The 23264-nt window shown below is 70.8% G+C and carries 22 protein-coding genes; 14 read left to right on the top strand and 8 right to left on the bottom strand.

The features are described 5' to 3' along the window. Window positions 1-10: 10 nt before the first annotated feature. Genes ACFFC4_RS02730 through ACFFC4_RS02715 form a run of 4 tightly spaced genes read right to left on the bottom strand, consistent with a single transcriptional unit; the run spans window position 11 to window position 3604 of the window. On the bottom strand, window positions 11-1084 hold the full coding sequence (locus ACFFC4_RS02730; RefSeq protein WP_375497520.1) for a YncE family protein: 1074 nt from the start codon (window positions 1082-1084) through the stop codon (window positions 11-13). A gap of 5 nt (window positions 1085-1089) precedes the next feature. Beyond that, a complete protein-coding gene (locus ACFFC4_RS02725) occupies window positions 1090-1872 on the bottom strand; it encodes a TrmH family RNA methyltransferase (protein ID WP_375497518.1) in 783 nt (260 codons plus the stop codon). Then, complete coding sequence (locus tag ACFFC4_RS02720; protein ID WP_375497516.1) at window positions 1872-3179, bottom strand: MFS transporter; 1308 nt, start codon at window positions 3177-3179, stop codon at window positions 1872-1874. Before ACFFC4_RS02720 ends, ACFFC4_RS02725 begins: the two co-directional genes overlap by 1 nt. After that, entirely contained in the window at window positions 3176-3604 is a 429-nt protein-coding gene (locus ACFFC4_RS02715; RefSeq protein WP_375497514.1) for a MarR family winged helix-turn-helix transcriptional regulator, read from the bottom strand. The genes ACFFC4_RS02720 and ACFFC4_RS02715 overlap by 4 nt, the downstream gene beginning before the upstream one ends. Window positions 3605-3672: 68 nt before the next feature. On the opposite strand from ACFFC4_RS02715, the gene ACFFC4_RS02710 reads away from it, so the two are divergent. Beyond that, entirely contained in the window at window positions 3673-3909 is a 237-nt protein-coding gene (locus ACFFC4_RS02710) for a DUF2530 domain-containing protein (protein ID WP_375497512.1), read from the top strand. On the opposite strand, the gene ACFFC4_RS02705 is transcribed toward ACFFC4_RS02710, so the two are convergent. Beyond that, window positions 3832-4725, bottom strand: a complete 894-nt coding sequence (locus ACFFC4_RS02705; protein ID WP_375497510.1) for a DUF3027 domain-containing protein — start codon at window positions 4723-4725, stop codon at window positions 3832-3834. The two genes, ACFFC4_RS02710 and ACFFC4_RS02705, sit on opposite strands and share 78 nt — an antisense overlap. A gap of 79 nt (window positions 4726-4804) precedes the next feature. Here ACFFC4_RS02705 and ACFFC4_RS02700 point away from each other — a divergent pair, with 79 nt between their 5' ends. Genes ACFFC4_RS02700 through ACFFC4_RS02690 form a run of 3 tightly spaced genes read left to right on the top strand, consistent with a single transcriptional unit; the run spans window position 4805 to window position 7949 of the window. Then, window positions 4805-6511: an MFS transporter gene (locus ACFFC4_RS02700; protein ID WP_375497508.1), complete on the top strand. Its 1707-nt coding sequence runs from the start codon at window positions 4805-4807 to the stop codon at window positions 6509-6511. Beyond that, window positions 6511-7149 (top strand): futalosine hydrolase, encoded by a 639-nt coding sequence (locus ACFFC4_RS02695; RefSeq protein ID WP_375497506.1) that lies wholly within the window; start codon window positions 6511-6513, stop codon window positions 7147-7149. Before ACFFC4_RS02700 ends, ACFFC4_RS02695 begins: the two co-directional genes overlap by 1 nt. Continuing rightward, window positions 7146-7949 carry a 1,4-dihydroxy-6-naphthoate synthase gene (locus tag ACFFC4_RS02690; protein ID WP_375497504.1) on the top strand — a complete coding sequence of 268 codons (804 nt, stop codon included), beginning with the start codon at window positions 7146-7148 and terminating at the stop codon, window positions 7947-7949. Before ACFFC4_RS02695 ends, ACFFC4_RS02690 begins: the two co-directional genes overlap by 4 nt. Window positions 7950-8150: 201 nt before the next feature. Here the strand turns inward: ACFFC4_RS02690 and ACFFC4_RS02685 are convergent, their stop codons facing one another. Further along, on the bottom strand, window positions 8151-8534 hold the full coding sequence (locus ACFFC4_RS02685) for a cold shock domain-containing protein (protein WP_375497502.1): 384 nt from the start codon (window positions 8532-8534) through the stop codon (window positions 8151-8153). A 140-nt stretch (window positions 8535-8674) separates the two neighbouring features. Here ACFFC4_RS02685 and ACFFC4_RS02680 point away from each other — a divergent pair, with 140 nt between their 5' ends. From ACFFC4_RS02680 to ACFFC4_RS02650, 7 genes are all read left to right on the top strand, one after another. Further along, window positions 8675-8890, top strand: coding sequence for a hypothetical protein (locus ACFFC4_RS02680; protein WP_375497500.1), 216 nt, complete (start codon window positions 8675-8677; stop codon window positions 8888-8890). Between the two features lie 23 nt (window positions 8891-8913). Further along, window positions 8914-11355: a helicase-associated domain-containing protein gene (locus ACFFC4_RS02675; RefSeq protein WP_375497498.1), complete on the top strand. Its 2442-nt coding sequence runs from the start codon at window positions 8914-8916 to the stop codon at window positions 11353-11355. Next, window positions 11352-12500: a sensor histidine kinase gene (locus ACFFC4_RS02670; protein WP_375497496.1), complete on the top strand. Its 1149-nt coding sequence runs from the start codon at window positions 11352-11354 to the stop codon at window positions 12498-12500. Before ACFFC4_RS02675 ends, ACFFC4_RS02670 begins: the two co-directional genes overlap by 4 nt. Continuing rightward, complete coding sequence (locus ACFFC4_RS02665) at window positions 12497-13168, top strand: response regulator (protein ID WP_375497494.1); 672 nt, start codon at window positions 12497-12499, stop codon at window positions 13166-13168. The genes ACFFC4_RS02670 and ACFFC4_RS02665 overlap by 4 nt, the downstream gene beginning before the upstream one ends. A gap of 158 nt (window positions 13169-13326) precedes the next feature. Next, window positions 13327-15003, top strand: a complete 1677-nt coding sequence (locus ACFFC4_RS02660) for a DNA repair helicase XPB (protein ID WP_375497492.1) — start codon at window positions 13327-13329, stop codon at window positions 15001-15003. Window positions 15004-15069: 66 nt separating this feature from the next. Continuing rightward, on the top strand, window positions 15070-15894 hold the full coding sequence (locus ACFFC4_RS02655; protein ID WP_375497490.1) for a hypothetical protein: 825 nt from the start codon (window positions 15070-15072) through the stop codon (window positions 15892-15894). Window positions 15895-15933: 39 nt separating this feature from the next. Further along, window positions 15934-17793 (top strand): Na+/H+ antiporter, encoded by a 1860-nt coding sequence (locus ACFFC4_RS02650; RefSeq protein WP_375497488.1) that lies wholly within the window; start codon window positions 15934-15936, stop codon window positions 17791-17793. 78 nt (window positions 17794-17871) lie between these two features. Here ACFFC4_RS02650 and ACFFC4_RS02645 read toward each other — a convergent pair whose 3' ends face one another. Beyond that, complete coding sequence (locus ACFFC4_RS02645) at window positions 17872-18390, bottom strand: hypothetical protein (protein WP_375497486.1); 519 nt, start codon at window positions 18388-18390, stop codon at window positions 17872-17874. Between the two features lie 263 nt (window positions 18391-18653). Further along, complete coding sequence (gene groL / locus ACFFC4_RS02640; protein ID WP_375497484.1) at window positions 18654-20279, bottom strand: chaperonin GroEL; 1626 nt, start codon at window positions 20277-20279, stop codon at window positions 18654-18656. A 188-nt stretch (window positions 20280-20467) separates the two neighbouring features. On the opposite strand from groL, the gene ACFFC4_RS02635 reads away from it, so the two are divergent. The 3 genes from ACFFC4_RS02635 to ACFFC4_RS02625 all read left to right on the top strand — a co-directional run bounded on the left by ACFFC4_RS02635 (window position 20468) and on the right by ACFFC4_RS02625 (window position 23179). Next, on the top strand, window positions 20468-21364 hold the full coding sequence (locus tag ACFFC4_RS02635; protein ID WP_375497482.1) for an ABC transporter ATP-binding protein: 897 nt from the start codon (window positions 20468-20470) through the stop codon (window positions 21362-21364). Window positions 21365-21431: 67 nt separating this feature from the next. After that, window positions 21432-22607 carry an ABC transporter permease gene (locus tag ACFFC4_RS02630; protein ID WP_375497480.1) on the top strand — a complete coding sequence of 392 codons (1176 nt, stop codon included), beginning with the start codon at window positions 21432-21434 and terminating at the stop codon, window positions 22605-22607. Between the two features lie 122 nt (window positions 22608-22729). Continuing rightward, the gene (locus ACFFC4_RS02625) at window positions 22730-23179 is read left to right on the top strand and encodes a DUF5994 family protein (RefSeq protein ID WP_375497478.1); all 450 of its coding nucleotides are present in this window, start codon (window positions 22730-22732) and stop codon (window positions 23177-23179) included. Window positions 23180-23264: the final 85 nt, after the last annotated feature.

Raw genomic sequence — 23264 nt, 5'->3', positions numbered from 1 at the left:
TCCTCCCATGTTAACGGCGGATGAGCTGAACGACGCCGTCGTCGGTGCCGGTGACCCACAACCGATGGCTGCCCGGGTCGACGGCCACCGTGTTCGGTTGCCGCACGGTCGGGTAGCGCGCGATCACCGTCATCCGGTTGCCGGTCACTCGCACGCCGACCACCTGGTTGAGCGCTGTCAACGTGACCCACACGGTCGCGGTGCGAGCGTCGACGGCGAGTCCGTACGGCGTGCCCGGCAGGGCCAGGCGGCTGGTCTGACGCAGCGGGGAAACGGTATCGAGCAGGAGCGCGTCGCCCCGGGTGTCGCTGACCAGGATCCGGTTCGAGCCGACGAGCACGCCGTGGGTAGGCCCCTTGCCGGCGCCGATCCGGCCGGTGCGCTTGAGCGTGGCGAGGTCGTAGGTGCTGACGGAGAAGGCGCCGACGTCGACCACCGCCACACTGTCGCCGGCGGCCACCACGCCGCCAGGCTGCGTCAGGTCGCTGATCGTGCGCAGGACCCGCCCGTTGCGCAGCACCGAGATGGACTTGCCGAACTCGTTGCCGACGACGACGTCGCCGTTGGCCGCGCGGACCGCGTCGTGCGGCTGCTTGCCGACCGTCGTCGCGACCACCGGGCCGGTCGGCAGCGGCACCTCGAGAATCTGCCGGGCGCTCTCGGCGGGCACCAGTACCTCGTTGCCGGTCACCGAAACCTGCAGGTGCCGCACATCGCCAGGCAGCGGCACGCTGCGGCGTACCGCGAGCGTGTCGGGATCGAGCAGCAGCAGGCGGTCGGGGTCGCGGACGGCAACGGCCACCAGCTGCGACCTCGAGTCGTAGACGATGCCCTCGGGCGTGGCGCCCACCGTGCGGATGCTGCCGACCGGCGCGGTCGACGTGACCGGTGCCGTGGCCGGCTCGGCTGCCCCAGGCTTGGCATCACTCGAGCAGGCTGCGGTACCGACCACCGTCAAGGCCAGCACCGCCAGTGAACGACGGACGCGCGCGTGACCCATAGCGGCCAGTGTGCCTGCCGACCACCGCTTGGCGCCTGCACCGGTCGCCCTGGCCGCCCAGATCGCGACCACAGCAGGCGTCACGCTGTTCAGGTGAGCTGCGCGAACGCCACCGCGGCGGCAGTGGCCACGTTGAGGGAGTCGACGCCGCCGGCCATCGGGATCCGCACCCGCATGTCGGCCGCGGCGAGCGTGGCCGGCGTGAGCCCGGGGCCCTCCGCGCCGAGCAGCAGCGCCCAGCGGGGTGGGGCGTCGAGACTGCGTAACAGTTGTTCGCCGCGTGGGGTCAGCGCGAGCACCCGGTGCCCGTGCGCGCGCACCTGGTCGAGCGCCGCCGGCCCTTGGCCCGGCAGCACCGCGAACGGCACCCGCAGCACGTGCCCCATCGACACCCGGACGCTGCGCCGGTACAGCGGGTCGGCGCACTGCGGGTCGAGCAGCACCGCGTCGACGCCGAACGCGGCAGCGTTGCGGAACAGCGAGCCGAGATTCTCGAAGTCGTTCAACGACTCGAGCACCGCAATTCGGTCGGACCTGGCGATCAACTCGTCCGGGTCGAGCGGGGCCGGGCGGTCGGCCGAGGCCAGCACCCCACGGGTGACGCGGAAGCCGACGACCTGCGAGAGCAGCCACTTGTCGACGGCCAGCACCGGCGCGTCTAGCTCGCGCAGGTGCGGGGCCAGCGCCTCGAGACGCGCCGGCACGCCGACCACGGCGCGGACCCGGTACGGCGAGCTGAGCAATCGCTCGACGACGTTCACGCCCTCGGCGATCACGATGCCGCGGCGGTCCGGGCGCACGTCGGCGTCGGTGAGGTCGCGGAAGTCGTCGAACTCGGGGTCGGCCGGGTCCGCGACGGCCCGCACCGGCATCAGGCGTGCCGGAGCCGGGCCGCCGCGCGCGCCGGCAGCTCGACGGCACCGATGCCGCGCTGACGGGCGTGCACGACCGCCACGATCAGCGCACTGAGCACGCAGACGAGCCCACCGCCCACGACGGCCCAGCGCGGCCCGGCTGTCTCACCGATCCAGCCCATGATCGGGGCGCCCAACGGCGTACCGCCGAGGAAGCAGACGAGGTACAGCGCCATGACGCGCCCGCGCATGGTCGGGCTGACACCGAGCTGCACCGAGCTGTTCGCCGCCGTCGTGATGGTGAGCATGGCCAGGCCGGTGGGAACGAGCAGCAGCGCGGTGAGCAGGAAGGTCGGCATCAGGCCGCTGACGATCTCGGCGGTACCGAAACCGGTGACGGCCAGCAGCAGGAAACCCGGCGAGGGACGACGCACGCGGCGCGCGGCCAGCACGGCACCTACCACGGCGCCGACGGCCAGCGACGTCGAGAGCAGCCCGTAGCCGCTGGCGCCGCGATGGAAGACGTCCTTGGCCAGCAACGCCGAGGTGATCTGGAAGTTCAAGCCGAACGTGCCCACGACAAAGATCAACACCATGGCCAGCATGAGGTCGGCCCGGGCGCGGACGTAGGCGAAACCTTCGCGCAGCTGCCCGGGACCGCGCTCGACGGCCGGCGACGGGAACAGCTCGTCGCGACGCATCAGGGCAAGAGCGGCTAGCACGGCAATGCTCGAGCACGCATTGGCCACGAACGCCCACCCGGTGCCGACGGCGCTGATCATGACGCCGGCCGCGGCAGGACCGAGGATGCGCCCGGTGTTGAAGATCGTCGAGTTGATGCCGACGGCGTTGGCGAGGTCGTCGCGGCCGACCATCTCGACCACGAACGACTGCCGTACCGGGGTGTCGATCGCGGTGACCAGGCCCAGGGCCAGGGCGAGCACGAGCACCTGCCAGTAGGCGACGACACCGGCGACGTCGAGCACGCCGAGGGCGAGGGCGACGATCGCCAGGCCGGTCTGGGTGCCGAGCAGGATGCGCCGCTTGTCGCCCCGGTCGGCGACCACGCCGCCCCACACCCCGAGCACCAGCTGCGGACCGAACTGCAGGGCGGTGACGATGCCGAGGGCGGTGCCGGAGTTCGTGAGCTCGAGGACCAGCCAGTCCTGCGCGACGCGCTGCATCCACGTGCCGGTGAGCGACACCAACTGACCGCCGGCGTAGAGCCGGAAGTTTCGGGTGCGCAGTGCGCGGAACACACCGCGGTCGGGGGCCGTGGCGGGGTCGGAGGGCGGGAGCGTCGGTCGGGACGCCACCGACGTCACTGGTCGGCCAGCTTGTCCAAGATCGGCACCACATGTTCGAGCAGGGCCCGCTCCTCGGCGGTCAGGGTCTCCAGCTGGCGCGACAGCCAGCGATCGCGGGAGCGCCGCTCGTCGTCCAGCAACGCCACCCCGGCATCGGTAATGGCAATGATCGCTTGCCGCTTGTCGCTCGGGTGCGGCTCGCGACTGACCAGGCCGTGGTCCTCGAGCGTCGAGAGCACCTTCGTCATCGACGGCGGCTGAACCTTCTCGCAAGTGGCGAGGTCGCCGGCGCTCATGGCGCCGTGTTTGGCGAGCGTGGCCATGGCGGACAGGCTGGTGAGCGTGATCGAGGTGTCGACGCGCTGGTTGCGCACCAGCCGGGTGAGCCGCAGCAGCGCGGGTCGCAGCAGGGAGGCCAGCTCGGCCGCCGGGGTCTTCGTCACCGCCGCCACGATAGTTAGACTAGCTAACGAAGTCCCCGTGGCCAAGCCCGCGGTCGTAGGCTCGGGAGGTGCCCAGCGATCGCCAGCTCGTGCAGCCCCCCGCGGTGCAGATGAACACCCGCCGGATCGTGGCCGTCGGCACCGCACTGTGGTTCGTCGCGGTCGTGGTGCAGCTGCCGTTCTACCGCTGGTTGGGCGAACACGGGCACCGCATCACGCTGTGGTCGTCAGTCGCCGGTTTCCTGCTCGGCTTCTGCGGCTACGCCATCATGCTGCGGCACAGGCGCATCGGCCGCACCCTCTGACTCCACCGCCGGCTCCGTGACCTCTGGGTGCGGCTCGGGGCTGACCTCGTTGACCGTGATCTCGTCGCCGTCGTCCCAGACCAGCTCGGGCGCCTCGGTCAGCTTGGTCGATTCGGCCGCCACGCCGGAGTGCGCGCCGCAGCCGTACTCGACGCTGACCACTGCGCCGTCGCTGTCGGTGACCTCGTTGCCGCAGACCCCGAAGCCAGCCGCCAGTGAACCGGCGAGCGACAGGAAGAACCCGCAGGTGCCGCAGTGCGCAGGCGCCTGGCGGGCCATCGGCGAGTCGGGGCCCCGGCCGCCTGCATACCAACGTTCGGCGGAGTCGAGGCGACCGTCGCGCGACATGACGAACTCACGACCGAGGCCGAGCTCGAAGGCGACGGTTTCGACGGCCGGGTCGTCGGAGTCGACGTAGGCGGGCACCAGGCGGGGGTCGTCGGCGCGCGGCGGCAGCAGGTCGCCGGGACTCAGATCGCCGGGCTGTACCCGCTCGTCCCACGGCACCCAGGCGGGCGCGAGCAGCGCCGTGTCACCGGGCAGCAGCACAACCTCGTCGACGGTCACCTGCTCGTCATCGTCGACTCGGCCGAGGGTGACCGCCCAGTGCCAGCCGACGTAACCCGGCAACGTGCTGGCGAACGCATGGGTGACGACGTACGCACCGTCGCTCGCCGGTTCGGCGCGTGACCCGGCATGCTCGCCGACGTGCTCCCCGCCCACCTCACGCGCCGCGGTGCGGGCGAGCTCGACGGCGGCGCTCAGCACGGCATCGAGCTCGGTGCGGGTGTCTTCGGCGGGTTCGGTGCTCGTCACACCCACCATTCTGTCCGACGTGCGAGTCCTGCGCCCGCCACCCCCGGTAATGGCGTCCCTGGTGGGGCAGGATGGACGCGTGGGTAAGCGCAGCGACGACCGGCCGCACGGGCGGTTCGGCCGCTCCGCGCACACCACCCACCACCTACCCGTCCAGCGCGAGGACCCGCCCAACGGCACCCGCACTTACGAGCCCGCGGCCGCACCGCCCGCCGAGTCCCGCGGTGCCTACCGCTATCCGGACGACACGGATCACTACCCCACCGACCACCGCGAGCCACCGCGCTACCGCGACGACGAGCGCTACGGCTACCGCGAGGGACTGCACTACGGTTCGTCGACTTATCACACCGGCACGACCGTTACCGGCGAGTCGCCGACGGTGGGCAAGGCTGCGCTGCAACTGGGCAAGGCCACTGTCACCGGCACCAACAAGGCCGCACGGGTCGTCACGCGCAAGGTCATCTCGCTCAGCGAGGCAGACGGCGCGAAGGAATCAGGTCTCACCGCGCTGATCTGGAACCAGGTGCTGAGCTACGGCACCGACGCGATGATCACTGTCGCGCTGGCCGGCACGGTGTTCTTCGGTGCTTCGTCGAGCGCCCAGCGCGGCAACGTCCTGCTGTACCTGCTCGTCACCATGGCTCCGTTCGCCCTTGTCGCTCCGGTGATCGGCCCCGCTCTCGACCGGTTGCAGCACGGTCGGCGCTGGACGATGGCCGGCACCGCGATCGGCCGGGCCGTCCTGGCTTTGATCATGGCCATGCATCCCACTGACCTGCTGGTGCTCTACCCGTGCGCACTCGGCTCGCTGGTGCTGTCGAAGGCCTACGGCGTGCTGCGCGCGGCCGCCGCGCCGCGGCTCGTTCCGGCCGGCATGTCGCTCACCGCCGCCAACGCCAAGCTGACGATCTTCGGGCTCGGTTCGACGATCGTGCTCGGCGGCCTGGTCGGCGCCATTATCAGGGTCACCGGTTCCTACGGTGCCGGGCTGATTGTCACCGCGGTTGGTTTCTCAGCATGCGCGTTCTTCGCCTTCCTGCTGCCGAAGCAGGTCGACTCCGCGCAGCCCGCGCCACGGCACCCGGAGGAACCCGTTCGGCCGCGCCGTCAGGACAAGGTGCCGCCGATCGCGCGGATCCACCAGTGGGCGCGGCGCGGATTCGCGGCGCACCTGGTCATCGCGCTGCAGGGCCAGTCGGTGCTCCGCCTGCTGTCCGGCATGCTGACGATCTACCTCGCGTTCTACGTCGAGTCGACGCAGCACGGGGTGACCGGTGCCCTCGAGCTCGGCGGCGTGGTCGGGGCCGCTGGCTTGGGCAACTTCATCGGCACCGCCATCGGCACGCGGCTGCGGATGGCCAAGCCCGAGTCGCTCATCGTGATCTCGACCGTCATCGGATTCGCAACCCTGCTCGTCGCCGCGCTGACCTTCAGCATCCTGGTCGCCATCGTGGCCATGCTCGTCGTGTCGGCCCTGAACTCGCTGTCGAAGATCGCGCTCGACTCGCTGATCCAGAACGACGTCGTCGAGACGTTGCGCTCGAGCGCGTTCGGCAAGTCCGAGACGTTCCTTCAGCTTGCCTGGGTGATCGGCGCCGCGCTCGGCGTCGCCCTGCCCAGCTCCGACACCGGCGACGGCACCATCGCCCTTCTGGTAGCCACCGTGATCACCGGCGTAGTGGCCGCGGTGGTTGTCCTGCGGCTGCGCGCGCTCCCGCCCCAAGCGGCGGGAATGCACCCGCAGGGCCAGCCGGGCGGTGGCGTCCCGCGCAGCGTCGACTGATGCCGTCCACACCGATCCTGATCGTGACAGCTGTCGACGCCGAACGCGACGCGATCCGTCTCGCGACGGGACCTGAAGCTCGCGTCATCACCGTCGGCGTCGGGCCGGCCGCGGCGGCAGCCAACACCGCGCGTGCACTCGCCGAAGGAATGGCCGAGATCGTCGTGTGTACCGGCATCGGCGGTGGTTTCGCCCCGCTAAGCGTCGGTGACGTCGCGGTGGCCTCTGCCATCGTGCACGCCGATCTGGGCGCCGAGAGCGCCGACGGCTTCCTGCCGATGTCGGAGCTCGGGTTCGGCGTCGACCGCTATGACGTCGCGCCGAAACTGGCCGTCGAACTCGCCGACCGCACCGGCGGCCACCTCGGCACGATCCTCACCGTCAGCACCGTCACCGGGTCGGCAGCCAACGCTGCCGAACTCGTCCGCCGGCACCCGGACGCGCGCGCCGAGGGTATGGAGGGCGCGGGCGTCGCGGCTGCGGCACGTGCCTACGGTGTCGCCTTCGCCGAGCTGCGCGCGGTGTCCAACGCCGTCGGCCCCCGCGACCGCGCGGCGTGGCGCATCCCCGAGGCGCTGGACGCGCTCGGCTCCGCAGTCGCGGCCGTGCTGGCCGCCGAAAGAGAGGTATCCGCATGAAGCTCGCGCACTCCCCGTGCCCCAACGACACGTTCGTCTTCTACGCGTGGTCGCACGGTCTGCTCGAGGGCGCCCCGCCCGTCGACGTCACCTTCGCCGACATCGACGTCACCAACACCGCCGCCGAGCGTGGCGAGTTCGACGTCGTCAAGGTGTCCTACGCCGCCCTGCCGTGGCTTCTCGACGACTACACCCTGCTGCCCAGCGGGGGCGCGCTCGGTCGGGGGTGCGGGCCTTTGGTGCTGACGCGCGGCGACATCCCGTCCCTGGATGGACGCACGGTCGCGGTCCCCAGCGAACGGTCGACGGCCTACCTGCTGTTCCGGCTCTGGGCCACCGGGCAACGTCCGGCCCGCATCGACGTCGTGCCGTTCACGTCGATCATGCCGGCGGTCCGCGACGGCGCGTACGACGCCGGACTGGTGATCCACGAGGCCCGCTTCACCTACCCGAGCTTCGGGCTCACCTCGCTCGTCGACCTCGGCGCGTGGTGGGAGTCCGACACCGGCCTGCCCATCCCGCTCGGCGCGATCCTGGCCAAGCGCTCCCTCGACATCGATGCGCTCACCCGAGCCGCGCGGGCGTCGGTCGAACACGCCTGGGCCGACCCGTCGGCGTCCGCGGCCTACGTCGCTGCACACGCCGACGAGATGTCCCCCGATGTCCAAGCCCAACACATCGCGCTCTACGTCAACGAGTTCACCCGCGACCTCAGCGACGAGGGCTACGCCGCCATCGAAGCCCTCCTCAACCGCGCCCACACCGCGAAATTGACCCCCGCGAGCCCGAAACTGCGCTGACCCGAAGCCCGACCGGTTTGGGACCCGGCAGCCACGGTTGAAAGGCAACCACCAACGCGATGAGCGCTCGCGCGAACAGCCGCCTGGCCGCGCGAGCGCAGCGAGCTTGCGGACCGAGCGCTAGCGAGGTGCGGAGGGAGCAAGCTCCCGAGCGAAGCGAGGGCGCTGTACGACCGACGCTCTCCAGGCGTCTGACACAGCTCAGGCTTCTAGATTGTCCGCGAAGCGACGCAGCAGGCCGGCGATCTTGCGGGCCTCGGGACGGTCGGGGTAGCGACCGCGGCGCAGCGAGTTCGAGGTGCTGTCCAGCAGCTTGATGAGGTCCTCGACGAGCGGGGCCATCTCCTCGGCCGGCATGCGGACGTTGCGGGTCACCGAGGGCACCGGGTCGAGGACGCGCACCTGCATCGCCTGGTTGCCCTTGCGCCCGGACACCACGCCGTACTCGACGCGCTGCCCGGCCTTGAGCTCGGTCAGGCCGTCAGGCAGGGCATCCTTGTGGACGAAGACGTCGTCGCCCTCGTCGTTGGACAGGAAGCCGAAACCCTTGTCCGTGTTGAAGAACTTGACCTTGCCGGAAGGCACCGGGGACTCCTAGATCGACTGACGCGCGGGGGATAGAACGCCAATCTACTGCCCGGGCGCCACCGGTCTTCACGCCGCCCGTGGCACACTGGATCGTCCGGTCCGAACCGCTACCGCACCCAGCCCGAGAGGTCCCGAGCATGAGCACGCCTCGTCTTCCCGAGCAGTTCCGTGACGATCCCGAGGAAGAGTTCAACGTCTCCGAACTCGTCTCCGAAGCGGCCGGCGCCCACTCGCCGTTCGGCAACATCGAGTATCCGATCCCGGCCGATCAGCTCGCCTTCTACAAGCACCCGCGTCCGCAGGACCGGCCGAACCTGGCCGGCGGCCGCAACCCCGAACCGCCCACCCACTGAGTCGACCCGAGTCGCATCGATCCGTGGCCGCATCGCCGGTACCGCACCCCGACCGCGGTGCTGCCCAGCCCCGTGCGGCGTCACTCACCGAGTGGCTGCGCCGCCGCGACGACCCACAGCTGGCCCAGTTGCTGCGGCTGCGTCCCGACCTCGCGCTGCCCGCTGCCCCTGACCTCGGGGCGCTGGCTGCCCGGCTCGGAGTGCGGACGTCCACGCAGCGCAGCGTCGACGGCCTCGACGCGCTGACCCTGCGCGTTCTCGAGAACCTGGTGCTGGCCGCCGGCCCCGACGACACGATCACCGGCGGTGTTTCCGACGAAGACCTCGATGCTCTCGACGCGCTGTTCGACCGCGTCCTGGTGTGGGGCGACGCCGAGCTCGTGCACCTCACCCCCGCCGTCCGCGACGCCGTCGGCCCCTATCCGGGCGGCCTCGGCAGGCCGGCCGTGCGGCTCTTCGCCGGGGTGGCCGACGTACAGCTCGTCCCCGTGCTGCGCCATCTTGGCATCCCGCCAACGGCCCAACCGCGCGGCGGCCAGGCGGCCGCGGCCCGGCTCGGCGACGACGACTGGCTGACCCGGGAACTCGCCGATCTCACCGACGACGAACACGAGATCGTCGACCGCCTGGCGGTCGGGCCGCCGTTGGGCACGGTTCGCACAGCGCGCGGCGAAACCGGCCCGCAGTCGCCGGCCCACCGGCTGGTGGAGCGCGGCCTGCTGGTGCCCATCGACGGGCAGCGCGTCGAGCTGCCCCGCGAGGTCGGCCTGGCGTTGCGGGCTCAGCGCGAGACCCTGGCCCGTCCCGAGGCGCCGCCGCTGCGCGTTGTCGCACGCGAGCCGCTGACCCTCGACCAGGTCGGCACCACTGCCGTCCTCGAGCTGCTGCGCCTCGTCGAGGCCGTCGCCGACTCCTGGTCGGCACAGGCGCCGGTCACCCTGCGGGCAGGTGGCCTGGGCGTGCGCGAGCTGCGCCGCACCGCCAAGGACATCAACGCCGACGAGGTCACCACCGCGCTGGTCATCGAAACGATGTACGCCGCCGGCCTGCTGAACGCCACCACCGGCGCGGAGCCGGCGTACCTGCCCAGCGTCGACTTCGACGCCTGGGCGGCCCGCCAGCCGGCCGCCCGCTGGATGGTCCTGGCCTCGGCCTGGCTGGGCATGACCCGTCAGCCGAGCCTCGTCGGGCGGCGCGGCGAACGTGACCGCGTCCTGACCGCGCTCGGACCGGACGTCGAGCGCGGCACCTTGCCGGCGCTGCGCCGCCAGGTGCTCGACCTGCTCGGCGAGCTGCCGCCCGGTTCGGCGCCCGCCGACCGTGACGAGGTCCTGGCGCTGTTCGCGTGGCACCAGCCGCGCCGCGCCGCGGGCCAGGTGCCGGTCGTCGACGCGATCCTCAGCGAGGCCGACCTGCTCGGCGTCACCGCGGCGGGCGGCAGCACCGGATACACCCGCACACTTGTCGCCGGCTCGGCCACCCAGATGGCCCGGTCGGCCGCCGAGCGTGCGCTCGACCTTGCGCTGCCCGAACCCGTCGACCACTTCCTCGTCCAGCCCGACCTCACCGTCGTCGTGCCCGGGCCGCCGGTCGCCGAGCTCGGCGCCGAGCTCGGGCTCGTCGCCGACCTCGAGTCGACGGGCGGGGCCAGCGTTTACCGCATCACCGAGCGTTCGGTGCGCCGCGCGCTCGACGCCGGGCGTACCGGCGAACAGCTGGCCGCGTTCGTCGCCGCCTACTCCCGAACCCCTGTGCCGCAGGCGCTGAGCTACCTGATCGACGACGCCGCCCGCCGACACGGGGTACTGCGCGCTGGGGTGGCCGGGGCCTACCTGCGCTGCGACGACGTCGCCCTGCTCGACCGCGTGCTCGCCGATCGCGGCACCTTCGGGCTGCAGCTACGCCGCCTCGCCCCGACGGTGGTGGTCACGACAGCCGCGGTCACCGACCTGTTGGACACCTTGCGCGAGGCGGGTTTCGCGCCGGCCGCCGAGTCGCCCGAGGGCGAGATCATCACCCTGGGCGTCGAACCACCGCGGTCACCGTCCCGACCCGCCGGGCGCAACGCTGCAGTGCGCGCCGCCGTCGACCCTGACGCGCAGGCCGCCGAGCTCGTCCGCCGGCTGCGCTCGGGTGACGCCCTGACCGGGGCCGACAATCGCGTCCAGACCATCGCCCGCGACATCCCCGGCGTCGCGTCGGCGGCCACGATGGAGACGCTGCGGCGCGCGGTACGTGAGGCCCAGGTCGTGTGGTTCGGCGCGGCCGAGGCCGACGGCTCGACGAAGGCACACACCATGCAGCCCATCTCGCTAGCAGCCGGCACGCTGCGCGGCTACGAGCGCGGCCGGACCGGGCTCGCCGCCTACCCCGTTCATCGGATCACGTCTATCCGCATCCTCGACGAGGACGAAGCGCACGGCCTGGACCAGGACGACGGGCACGGGTTCGGCAGGGAGGGGTGAGCCTGCTCGCGGACGCCAAGCTGCCCGATTCCTGGAACCCGTTGTGGTATCGCGTCCCGGCCTGGACGGTGATCATCGCGGTCAGCGTGTACCAGACCCACGGGCTTGCCGAGCGAGTCGCGACCACCGTGTTAATGGTCATGAGTGCGCTAGCCCTGCAGCTGGTCCAGAACGATCCGCCGGCGGTTCGGCAGGCCGCCGTGTTGATCTGCACCATCACCGGGTTGATCGCCTGCTTCACGGCGCCCCAGGGGTTGGCCGAGATCCTGGTCGTGGTCGTCGCCGGGCGTGCCCCGCACGCGTTCGAGGGGCGGCCCCTCACCTGGTTCACGATCGTGGACACGATTGCCTTCGGGGCCACCGTCGGCATCATCAGCCGCAGCTATCCCGGGCTGCTGGCCGGGATGGGCATCCCGCTATTCGTGCAGCGTGCGGTCGAGCACCGCGATCTCGTGCGCGAGCGCGACCGAGCCACTGCACTGTTGGCCGAGGTGCAGCGCGGGCGCGAGTCCGAGGCCCGGGCCGCGGCCCTGCAGGAGCGTGGTCGCATCGCCCGCGAGATGCACGACGTGCTCGCCCACAGCCTGGCCGGACTGTCGGTCCAGCTGCAGGCCGTACGCGCCGTCGCCGCACGCGAGCAGGTCGGGCCCGCGGTCCTCGAGCCGCTGGACAAGGCAGCAACGCTCGCGCGGGACGGCCTGGCCGAGGCCCGTTCGGCGGTCAGCACCCTGCACGACCCGATCACGCTTGGGCTCGACGCCCTGCCTGCGCTGGTCGACCGGCACCCGGGAGACGCCACGCTGACGGTCGAAGGTCCACCGGGCACCCTGTCGGGTGCGGCCGGCCATGCCGTCTACCGAGCCGTCCAGGAGTCATTGACGAATGCCGCCCGCTACGCCCCGGGCGGTTCCGTGCAGGTTCGGCTCGGGTGGCACCCGGACCGGTTGACCGTCGCCGTCACCGACACCGGTCCTGGGGTGGACCGCGCGCCGGTCAGTGGCGTCGGCAGTGGGCTCGGGCTGGCCGGCATGGACGAACGCGTCAGCTCGGTCGGCGGCATGCTGCGGGCCGGCCCGTCCGGCACCGGTTGGTGCGTCGAGCTCGACGTGCCCACCGTTCCCGCGTCCGTGCAGGTCGGCTCGTGATCCGCCTCGTGCTCGCCGACGACCAGCCCGTCGTCCGCGACGGCCTGCACCTGCTGCTCACGGCCGGTGGCGAGGTCGACGTCGTGGCCAGCGTCGGTGACGGTGCGCAGGCCGTCGAACAGGTACTTGCGCACTCCCCCGATGTCGCGCTGCTCGATCTGCGGATGCCGGTGATGGACGGCGCCGAGGCCACCGCGGCCATCACCCGCCAGTGCCCCGACGTCGGCGTGCTCATCCTGACCACCTTCGCCGACGACGACGCCGTGCTGCCCGCGCTGCGGGCCGGTGCCGTCGGGTACCTGACCAAGGACGCGTCGGCCGAAGAGCTGCTGGCCGCGATCCGCGACGTCGCCGCCGGGCACACCGTCCTCGACGCCGGCGTGCAGAAACGCCTTGTCGAGCTGCTGCGCGCGGCCCCGCCGGCCGCTTCGTCCTCCGTGGAGTCACCCAGCGCCCCGTCACCCGACGCGGACGGGCTCACCCGGCGCGAGGTCGACGTCGTGCGCCTCGTGGCCGAAGGGCTGTCGAACCAGCAGATCGCCCGGCGCCTCGTCGTCAGCGAGGCGACCATCAAAACGCACCTGAACCATGTGCTGTCCAAGCTGGCTGTCGACGGCCGCCCTGGCCTGGTGGCCTGGGCCTGGCGCAACGGACTGGGCGGCACCTGACCCGCCCCACCCCGCACTTCACGCGGAACGCGGCGCGCGCTCTGGTTGTTTGCGACAATGGAGAGTCGCAACAATTTAGGGAGACCCTTGACCGACCTTCACTTCGTTCAGGCCGCCAGAGGCCATTTCGCTGCGTCACTCGCTCACTTCGTTCGCTCATGACCGACGGACCGTTGATCGTCCAGTCCGACAAGACCTTGCTGCTCGAGGTAGATCACCCGGAGGCGGCTGAGTGCCGCGGTGCGATCGCGCCGTTCGCCGAGCTAGAGCGTTCGCCCGAGCACGTGCACACCTACCGGCTCACGCCATTGGGGCTGTGGAACGCGCGCGCGGCCGGGCACGACGCCGAGCAGGTCGTCGATGCCCTGGTGCGCTTCTCGCGCTACCCCGTCCCACACGCACTGCTCGTCGACGTCGCCGACACCATGGACCGCTACGGGCGGCTGCAGCTGGTCAAGCACCCGGTGCACGGGTTGGCGCTCGTCAGCCTCGACCGTGCCGTGCTCGAGGAGATCCTGCGGCAGAAGAAGATCGCGCCGATGCTCGGGGCGCGCGTCGAGGACGACATCGTGCTGGTCCACCCGTCCGAGCGCGGGCACCTCAAGCAGGCGCTGCTGAAGGTCGGCTGGCCGGCCGAGGACCTCGCCGGCTACGTCGACGGCGAGGCGCACCCGATCGAGCTCGACGAGGAGAAGTGGCAGCTGCGCGACTACCAGCAGCAGGCTGCCGACATGTTCTGGGCCGGCGGCTCAGGCGTGGTCGTGCTGCCGTGTGGCGCGGGCAAGACGCTCGTCGGTGCGGCCGCCATGGCCAAGGCGAAGGCGACCACGCTGATCCTGGTGACCAACACGGTCAGCGGCCGGCAGTGGAAGCGCGAGCTGCTTGCCCGCACGTCGCTCACCGAGGACGAGATCGGTGAGTACAGCGGCGAGAAGAAGGAGATCCGCCCGGTCACCATCGCCACCTACCAGGTGATGACGACCCGCCGGAAGGGCGAATACCGCCACCTGGAGCTGTTCGACTCCCGCGACTGGGGCCTCATCGTCTACGACGAGGTGCACCTGTTGCCCGCGCCGATCTTCCGGCTCACTGCGGACCTGCAGTCCCGCCGCCGATTGGGCCTCACGGCGACGCTGATCCGTGAGGACGGCCGCGAGGGTGACGTCTTCTCGCTCATCGGTCCCAAGCGCTACGACGCGCCGTGGAAGGACATCGAGAACCAGGGCTACATCGCCCCGGCCGACTGCACCGAGGTCCGCGTCACCCTCACCGACGCCGAGCGGATGGCCTACGCCACGGCCGAGCCCGAGGACCGCTACAAGCTTGCCGCGACCGCCCGCACCAAACTGCCGGTCATCAAGGAGATCGTCGACCGGCACCCCAACGACCAGGTGCTCGTCATCGGCGCCTACCTCGACCAGCTCGACGACGCGGCCGAGGTCCTCGATGGCGCCCCGATCATCCAGGGCTCGACGACGACCAAGGAGCGCGAGCGGCTCTACGACGAGTTCCGCCGCGGGGAATCGCGCGTCCTGGTGGTCAGCAAGGTCGCCAACTTCTCCATCGACCTGCCGGAGGCCGCGGTGGCGGTCCAGATGTCGGGCACCTTCGGTTCGCGCCAGGAGGAGGCCCAGCGGTTGGGCCGCGTGCTGCGCCCGAAGGCCGACGGCCGGCAGGCGCACTTCTACACCGTCGTCGCCCGCGACACCCTGGACGCGGAGTACGCCGCCCACCGGCAGCGCTTCCTCGCCGAGCAGGGCTACGCGTACACAATCAAGGACGCTGACGACCTGCTCGGGCGCAGCCTGCCCGAGTTCCCGGTCGAGGAAGAGTGACCTCAAGGCCTGCGGCACGCTGAGCGCGGGCGGCGGGCGTCGTATTCGGGTGGTAGAGGTAGCGGCATGCTCTCGCGCGCGCAGGTTGCACTGCCCACCCTCGCGCTGATCGGCGCCGTCGCCCTGACGTCGTGCACGTCCAGCTCATCGAACTCGTCGAACTCGACCAAGGACAAGAGCGCTACCGGGTCCACGCGCACCGCGCGGACGACCGGTGGCCGCTCCGTCGAACCCACCACCGTCGCGGACAAGCTGGAGACGGGTCTGGCTACCGCGACGTCGGCGCACCTGGCCGTGTCGACGGAGCTGTCCGGCCAGAGGTTGGAAGGCGCGGGCGACGTCAGGTTGACCAAGGGCGCGATCTCCCAGGCCAATCTGCAGCAGGCCCTGCCGAGCGGTCTGGGCACGATCACCGTCGTCGTCTCCGGGGGCAAGACCTACGCCAAGCTGCCGAGCGCGCTCCGCACCGACTCGAGCAAGCTCTGGGTGCTGCTGACCCCCGACAGCCGGAGCACCGTCGTGTCGCAACTGGCCTCGACCGTGCAGCCGATCCTGACCGTCGCATCGCCCGCCAGTCTCGTCGCATTCACCCGCTCGGCGTCCTCCGTCACCGACCTCGGTCAGGCAAGCACAGGTGGCGTGACCACCACGCACTACCGAGTCATCGTCGACGCGGGCTCGCTGCCGACCTCGGTACCGAGCAGCATCACGGCCGGCGGAAAATCCTCTATCCCGATCGACATGTACCTCGATGCGACCGGCCGGCCCCGCCAGGTCACCGGCACCTTTTCGATCAGCGGGCAGACGGTTACGCCGACCATCACGCTGTCGGACTACGACGCGCCGGTGTCCATCACCGCGCCGCCCGCGGAGCAGGTCGGCGCGCGCTGAACGACGCAGCCGCTGGCGGCCGTTCGGCAGAATGACCAGGTGCACGTAGCCCTCGACATCCTGGCCCTGGTGGCGGTCGTCGGGTTCGGTGCAGCGCTCGCCCGGCGGCTGGGCTGGTCCGAGCCGCTCGTGCTCGTGACCGTCGGCATCGTGCTGTCGTTCGTCCCACACGTCCTCGAGATTCGCCTCACGCCCGACCTCGTGCTCATCGGGCTGCTGCCGCCGCTGCTCTACGCGGCAGCGTTGCAGACGTCGCTGATCGACTTCAAGGCCAACCGCCGTCCGATCCTGCTGTTGTCCGTCGGGCTCGTGGTGTTCTCGACGCTAGCGGTGGGCGTCATCGCCTGGTGGGTGGTGCCGGCCGCGACGCTGTCGGCCGGGTTTGCTCTCGGTGCGGTGGTCGCCCCACCGGACGCGGTCGCGGCCACCACCGTCGCCCGGCGGGTCGGCATGCCGCGGCGCATCGTCTCGATCCTTGAGAGCGAGAGCCTGGTCAACGACGCCACCGCCCTCGTCGCGCTGAACACGGCGATCGCAGCGATCAGCGCGTCGGTGAGCCCGGTCGAGGTGGGTTGGGACTTCGTTCGCTCAGCCGGGGGCGGGCTGCTGGCGGGGCTGGCCGCCGCGTTCGTCCTGGCCAAGATCCGTCGCCGCATCGACGACCCGGTGCTCGACACCACGCTGTCCTTCGCCGCGCCGTACGTCGCCTTTCTGCCGGCTGAGCAGATCCACGGCTCCGGCGTGCTGGCCGTGGTCGTCACGGGCCTATTGCTCGGCCACAAGGCGCCGGTACTGCAGACGGCCAGCTCGCGCATCGCCGAGAACGTCAACTGGCGCACCGTGCAGTTCCTGCTCGAGAACGTCGTGTTCCTGCTCATCGGCCTGCAGATCCGCCGACTGCTCAGCACGGTCGGCGACGCCGGTCTCACCTGGACGCAGATCGTGGTGCCGTGCGTCGTCGTGTCCCTGGCGACCGTCGCGGTGCGCATCGCCTGGGTGTTCGGCGTGACCGCGCTGCTGAAGGTCGTGGGTGTACGCACCTGGGACTGGCGAACCTCGGCCGTCGTGTCCTGGGCCGGCATGCGAGGGGTGGTGACGCTCGCCGCCGTCTTCGTGTTGCCGGCAGACACCCCGCAGCGCAGTCTGCTCGCCCTGTGCGCGTTCGTGGTCGTGGCCGGAACGCTGCTCGTCCAAGGATTGACCCTGCCCGTGTTGGTGCGCCGGCTGCGCTTGCCCTCGCCCGACGCGGCCGAAGATGCGCTGCAGAGCGCCCAGCTCGTCAACGCCGCCGCCAACGCCGGGTTGGCGGTCCTCGACGAGGTCAGCACCGACGATGTTCCGAAGGAAGTTCTGGCCGACCTGCGCGATCGCGCCCTGACCCGCAGCAACCGCATCTGGGAGCAACTCGGCCGCGCGCAGAGCGAGATCGAACCGCCGTCGGCGGCTTACCGGCGGCTGCGCCTGCAGATGCTTTCGGCCGAGCGCAGCTCCATCCTGGAGGCGCGCGACCGCGGGATCTACGACGACGTCGTGCTGCGCCAGTCGCTGCAGGCCATCGACATGGAGGAGTCCCTGCTCGATCGCATCGCCGACGCCGCAGCCCAGGTCGACGCGGAACTCGTCACCGCCGAGCAACGCGCCGGCGACTGCGAGCACCTGGAGAACGCGCCGCACGTCATGCGCGCCAACACGCCCAACGGCTGCGAGGAATGCCTACGCGACGGGGTCCGGTGGGTGCACCTGCGGCTGTGCCTCGAGTGCGGGCACGTCGGCTGCTGCGACTCCTCACCCGGCCGGCACGCCGTCGCGCACTACCAGGACACCGGGCACCCCGTGATGCGCTCGATCGAGCCCGGCGAGGCCTGGCGCTGGTGCTTCGTGGACGAGCTCCTCGGCTGAGCTGACCCCCTCTGTGATCAACAGCGCGAAAACGTCGTCCTACGACGTTTTCGCGCTGTTGATCAGCGTGGGCGGGGGTCAGGGGCGGACGGCGGCCAGCAACGCGGTGTAGGCCGCGACGAGCTCCGCGCGCTCCTGCGTCAGCCGCGGGTCGTCCAGGGCGCACCCGTCCCGATGCCAATCGTCGGAGTGCCGCATGGCGCGGGTCCGGTGCTCTGCCGCCGGGCGGACGGCGATCTCGTCGGAGCCGTAGACGTAGGCGTACAGGGCGACCAGCGAATCCAGGAGGTCGTCCTCGGTCAACGCGTTCTCCCGCTGGCGCGCGCGGTGCACCCGCCACCACTCGACCTCCAAACGCGCCGCCCGCTCGGGGTCCAGCGTCAGCCCGCCGTCGCGGACCACGAGCGCGTAAAATCCGCGCATCAACCGCCGCGCCCGCTCCGGATCGTTGTCCGGATAAGGCGCCCAAGCCTGATTCGCCCGCAGCACCAACCACGCCCCCCGCACCGTCCGCCCCCACGACATCCCGAACCCCAGCCGCACAAGACGCCCGGCACTGACCAGCACGCCCCGCCAGTCCCGCCGGTAATAAGCCACCCACGCATCAGCTTCCGCCAAACCGAGCCTCACCGGATCAAACTCCCGCGGACCCACAGCGAGACGACCTTTCTGGGCGAAACGAGGGAGGCGGCAGGGTGGACCGATCCGGAGCGCAGGTTGGGTCTGGCCGTCTTCGCGAGCAACGAAGCGAAGACTGGATGCGACGGATCGGCCCACCCCGTCGACCGACCGGACGAAGACAAACGAAACGGGCGGCCCCACAAAAGGGACCGCCCGTTCCGAAGTGATTCAGGCTGGACTCAGAAGTCCATGTCCCCGCCGGGCATCCCGCCGCCAGCAGCAGCGCCGGCCTTCTCGGGCTTGTCGGCGACAACGCACTCGGTGGTGAGGAAGAGCGCGGCGATGGAGGCCGCGTTCTGCAGCGCCGAGCGGGTGACCTTGGTCGGCTCGACGATGCCCTCCTTGAACATGTCGACGTACTCGCCGGTCGCGGCGTTGAGGCCGTGACCCACGGGCAGGCTGAGCACCTTCTCCGCAACAACGCCGCCCTCGAGGCCGGCGTTGATAGCGATCTGCTTGAGCGGGGCGAGCAGCGCGACCTTGACGATGTTGGCACCAGTGGCCTCGTCGCCGGTCAGGTCGAGCTTCTCGAAGGCCGAGACGGTCGCGTTGGCCAGAGCCACGCCACCACCGGGAAGCAGGCCCTCTTCGACGGCGGCCTTCGCGTTGCGAACGGCGTCCTCGATGCGGTGCTTGCGCTCCTTGAGCTCGACCTCGGTGGCCGCGCCGACCTTGATGACCGCAACGCCGCCGGCCAGCTTGGCCAGTCGCTCCTGCAGCTTCTCGCGGTCGTAGTCGGAGTCCGACTTGTCGATCTCGGCGCGGATCTGGTTGACCCGGCCCTGGATGGCGTCGGCGTCGCCGGCACCCTCGACGAGAGTCGTCTCGTCCTTGGTGGTGGTGAACTTGCGGGCGCGGCCCAGCAGCTCCAGGCCGGCGGTCTCGAGCTTGAGACCGACGGTGTCGGAGATGACCTCGCCACCGGTGAGGATGGCGATGTCGGCCAGCATGGCCTTGCGGCGGTCGCCGAAGCCCGGAGCCTTGACGGCGACGGACTTGAACGTGCCACGAATCTTGTTCACGACCAGGGTCGCGAGCGCCTCGCCCTCGACGTCCTCGGCGATGATCGCCAGCGGCTTGCCGGTCTGCATGACCTTCTCGAGCAGCGGCAGCATGTCCTTGACGTTCGAGATCTTGCCCTCGTGGATGAGGATGTACGGGTCCTCGAGGTCGGTCTCCATGCGGTCGGTGTCGGTGACGAAGTACGCCGACAGGTGACCCTTGTCGAAGCGCATGCCCTCGGTGAGCTCGAGCTCGAGGCCGAAGGTGTTGCTCTCCTCGACGGTGATGACGCCTTCCTTGCCGACCTTGTCCATCGCCTCGGCGATGATCTCGCCGACCGTGGTGTCAGCTGCGGAGATGGACGCGGTGGCCGCGATCTGCTCCTTGCCCTCGATCTCCTTGGCCTGGTTGCCCAGCACCTCGGAAACGGCGAGGACGGCCTGCTCGATGCCGCGCTTGAGCGCCATCGGGTTGGCGCCGGCCGCGACGTTGCGCAGGCCCTCACGCACGAGCGCCTGGGCGAGCACGGTAGCGGTGGTGGTGCCGTCGCCGGCGACGTCGTCGGTCTTCTTGGCGACCTCCTTGACGAGCTCGGCGCCGATCTTCTCGTACGGCTCCTCGAGCTCGATTTCCTTGGCGATGGAGACACCGTCATTGGTGATCGTGGGGGCGCCCCACTTCTTCTCCAGGACGACGTTGCGGCCCTTCGGGCCGAGCGTCACCTTCACGGCGTCGGCAAGCTGGTTCATGCCACGCTCAAGGCCGCGGCGGGCCTCCTCGTCGAACGCGATCAGTTTGGCCATTCGGGTACCTCACTCTGTAAATAACTACGTCTGTGTCCGGTTGGCGGTGCCCGCGACGGACGGCCTCCATGGGGTGGCCTCACTGCACGACCGGCTGGCACTCAGCATACGGGAGTGCCAATTCGAGTCTGGCACTCACCCGGTGCGAGTGCAAGCAGCGAATCGCCGGGAGTCGCTACCCTCCGCGCATGCTGTCGATTACCGACCTGACCAAGGCCTACGGCACGACGACGGCGCTGGCCGGGGTGTCGCTGTCCCTGTCCCCGGGCGAGATGGTCGGCTTCGTCGGGGCCAACGGCGCGGGCAAGTCGACGACGATGCGCATCGCCATGGGGTTGCTCGCGGCGGACTCCGGGTCGGTGCGTTGGAACGACGGGCCGCTGACCGCGGCCGGGCGGGCCCGCTTCGGCTACATGCCCGAGGAGCGCGGCCTCTATCCGAAGATGCGCATCGTCGAGCAGGTCGCCTACTTCGGGCAGCTGCGTGGGATGCCCGCGGCCGCGGCCGCCGCTGCGGCCGAGCGCCTCATCAAGCAGATGGACGTCCTGGCCGGGCCACGCGACAACGTGCAGGCGCTCTCGCTCGGCAACCAGCAGCGCGTCCAACTGGCCGCTGCCCTGGTGCACGACCCGGAAGTGCTGATCCTGGACGAGCCGTTCTCCGGCCTCGACCCGGTCGGCGTCGACACGATGGCGGACGTCCTGAACCGCCGACGTGCCGACGGCACGGGCGTGCTGTTCTCCAGCCACCAGCTCGAGCTCGTCGAACGGCTGTGCGACCGAGTCGTGATCATCCGTAACGGCCGCATCGTCGCGGACGGCACGCTCGAGTCCCTGCGTAGTCACGGCGCCCGTCGCGAGCTTGAGGTTCGGGTCGACGCCGACCCGTCGTGGACGGCCGCACTCGACGGCGTGCGCGAGGTCTCGCGCGACGGCACGCTCGCCGTGCTCGCCGTCGACGCACCCGACGCCGATCAACAGGTGCTCGCCGCCGCGATCAAGGCCGGGCGGGTCGAGCACTTCGGCTGGCGCACCCCGTCGCTGTCCGAGCTGTACCGCGAGGCGATGAGTGTGGACGCGGCATGACCGGCCTCCGCTGCGCTCCGGCCGCCGAAGGCCATACCTATTCGTCCTGCGCTCACGGTGTTCGCGCATGAACCCCGTACTCCTGATCGCGCGGCGCGAGATCACCACGCGGATCCAGCAGCGGGGCTACCGCATCGGGTTCGGGATCGCGCTGGTGGTCGTCGTCCTCGCGTGCGTCCTGCCCTCCCTGTTCTCCGGCGACGACGGTCCGGCGCACTACGACGTCGGCATCGCGACGTCCGCGCCGGGCCTGCCCCGCGCGCTCGAGACCCTCGCCCGGGCCCAGGGCGCGCGCGTCACCGTGCACACCGTCAGCGCGGCCGACGCGCGCAGCAAGGTCCGCGACAAGAAGCTCGACGCGGCGGTGTTGCCGGGGCGGGTACTCATCGCGCGCTCGGCGGACTCGACCGCCGTCAGCCTCGTCCGTGGCGCCGATCAGCTCGCCGGCACCCTCGACCGGTTGCGCGCAGCCGGCCTGACCACCGCGCAAGCTACCGCCGCGCTGCAGGCTCCAACGCTGACCCTTGAGACCACCAAGTCCTCGCAGAGCTCCGAGCGGCAGGCGCTGGCCGTCGTCGCCGTGGTCGTGCTGTTCTCCCAGCTCATCACCTTCTGCACGTGGGTGGCGATGGGCGTGGTCGAGGAGAAGTCCAGCCGGGTGGTCGAGCTCGTCCTGGCCGCCGTGCGCCCGTTGCAACTGCTGGCCGGCAAGCTGCTCGGCATCGGCGCGCTCGCCGCCGGGCAGGTGCTGGTGATCGGCGTCGTCGGACTGGTCGCCGCCACGCTGTCCGGGACCCTGTCGCTGCCCGCGTCCGGCCTGCTCGTCCTGGTCGGCGGCTTCGTCGGATTCGTCCTGGGCTATGCCTTCTTCGCAGCGCTCGCCGCCGGCGTTGCGTCGACGGTGTCCCGCCAGGAGGAGGTGTCGGGCGTGCTCGCGCCGATCACCATCACGATCATGATCTGCTACTTCGCCAGCTTCGCCGCGGCGTCCAACCCGGACTCGAGCCTGGCGCGCGTGCTCTCGATCGTCCCGCCGGTGTCGTCGCTGACCATGCCGGCGCGGTTGGCGAACGGCGGCGTAGCGACGCTCGACGTCGTGCTCGCGATCCTCCTGCTGGTGCTGGCCGCCGCAGGCGTCACTGTCGTCGCAGCACGCATCTACCGGGCGTCCGTGCTGCACAGCGGGTCGCGGGTGTCGCTGCGCCGGGCGTGGCATGGCGAGGCCGTGGGCGGCGACGCCTGATCGCTCGGCCGTGACCACGGCGCGAGTACGGTCGGCTCAACGGGTACTTTCTCGCCGGCATCGCGCCGGCCGTGCTCGCGGCACTGATGAGCCGGCCCAGACAGCCGTGATCGGCGATCTCTATGAGCACAGCCGCACCTCTCGCCCCTCCCACCGCTGCGCCCGAGGCCGCGCGAGCCGTGTTCCGCACGGATCCGACGCCAGGCTTTGTCGAAGGCGGCTGGTGGCCGCGCTCCACCGACCTCGCCGCCGAGGCGCCGGCCCTTGTTCGGGCGGTCCGCGAGTCCGGGCGGGACGTGTTCCGGCTCATGTATTGCCTGCACGCGTGGGAGAAGCCACCGCGCTCGCTCGTCGTCGACGGCCGGGTGGTCAAACTCGGCGGCTACAACACCGTCGACCCGTCCGTCATCACCCTGGTCGACGCGTCGGGCTGGGAACGGATGGACCTCCTGGTCATTCCGCCGGACGCAGACGTGGCGTTCGCCGAGACTGCGCTGGCCGAGGCCGGCGCCGACGAGGACCACCGCGCGATCGCGATCCTCACCCACACCGCTTCGACGAAGGGGATCTGATGTCCGGCAAGAACAAGGGCGGCCGCGAGGTCCGCAAACCCAAGCAGGTCAAGGCGAAGGCTGTCGAGACGATCAGCCCGGTGCT

The organism is uncultured Jatrophihabitans sp. (genome assembly GCF_964244045.1).
In the GTDB taxonomy this organism is placed as follows: domain Bacteria; phylum Actinomycetota; class Actinomycetes; order Mycobacteriales; family Jatrophihabitantaceae; genus Jatrophihabitans.
This window is presented reverse-complemented; position numbering and strand designations above follow the sequence as displayed.

Excerpts from the sequence above, each read along its gene's own strand:
- ACFFC4_RS02725 (WP_375497518.1), bottom strand. The coding sequence starts at position 1,872 with ATGCCGGTGCGGGCCGTCGCGGACCCGGCCGACCCCGAGTTCGACGAC.
- ACFFC4_RS02695 (WP_375497506.1), top strand. The coding sequence starts at position 6,511 with ATGCCGTCCACACCGATCCTGATCGTGACAGCTGTCGACGCCGAACGC.
- ACFFC4_RS02690 (WP_375497504.1), top strand. The coding sequence starts at position 7,146 with ATGAAGCTCGCGCACTCCCCGTGCCCCAACGACACGTTCGTCTTCTAC.
- ACFFC4_RS02680 (WP_375497500.1), top strand. The coding sequence starts at position 8,675 with ATGAGCACGCCTCGTCTTCCCGAGCAGTTCCGTGACGATCCCGAGGAA.
- ACFFC4_RS02660 (WP_375497492.1), top strand. The coding sequence starts at position 13,327 with ATGACCGACGGACCGTTGATCGTCCAGTCCGACAAGACCTTGCTGCTC.
- ACFFC4_RS02655 (WP_375497490.1), top strand. The coding sequence starts at position 15,070 with ATGCTCTCGCGCGCGCAGGTTGCACTGCCCACCCTCGCGCTGATCGGC.
- groL (WP_375497484.1), bottom strand. The coding sequence starts at position 20,279 with ATGGCCAAACTGATCGCGTTCGACGAGGAGGCCCGCCGCGGCCTTGAG.
- ACFFC4_RS02635 (WP_375497482.1), top strand. The coding sequence starts at position 20,468 with ATGCTGTCGATTACCGACCTGACCAAGGCCTACGGCACGACGACGGCG.
- ACFFC4_RS02630 (WP_375497480.1), top strand. The coding sequence starts at position 21,432 with ATGAACCCCGTACTCCTGATCGCGCGGCGCGAGATCACCACGCGGATC.
- ACFFC4_RS02625 (WP_375497478.1), top strand. The coding sequence starts at position 22,730 with ATGAGCACAGCCGCACCTCTCGCCCCTCCCACCGCTGCGCCCGAGGCC.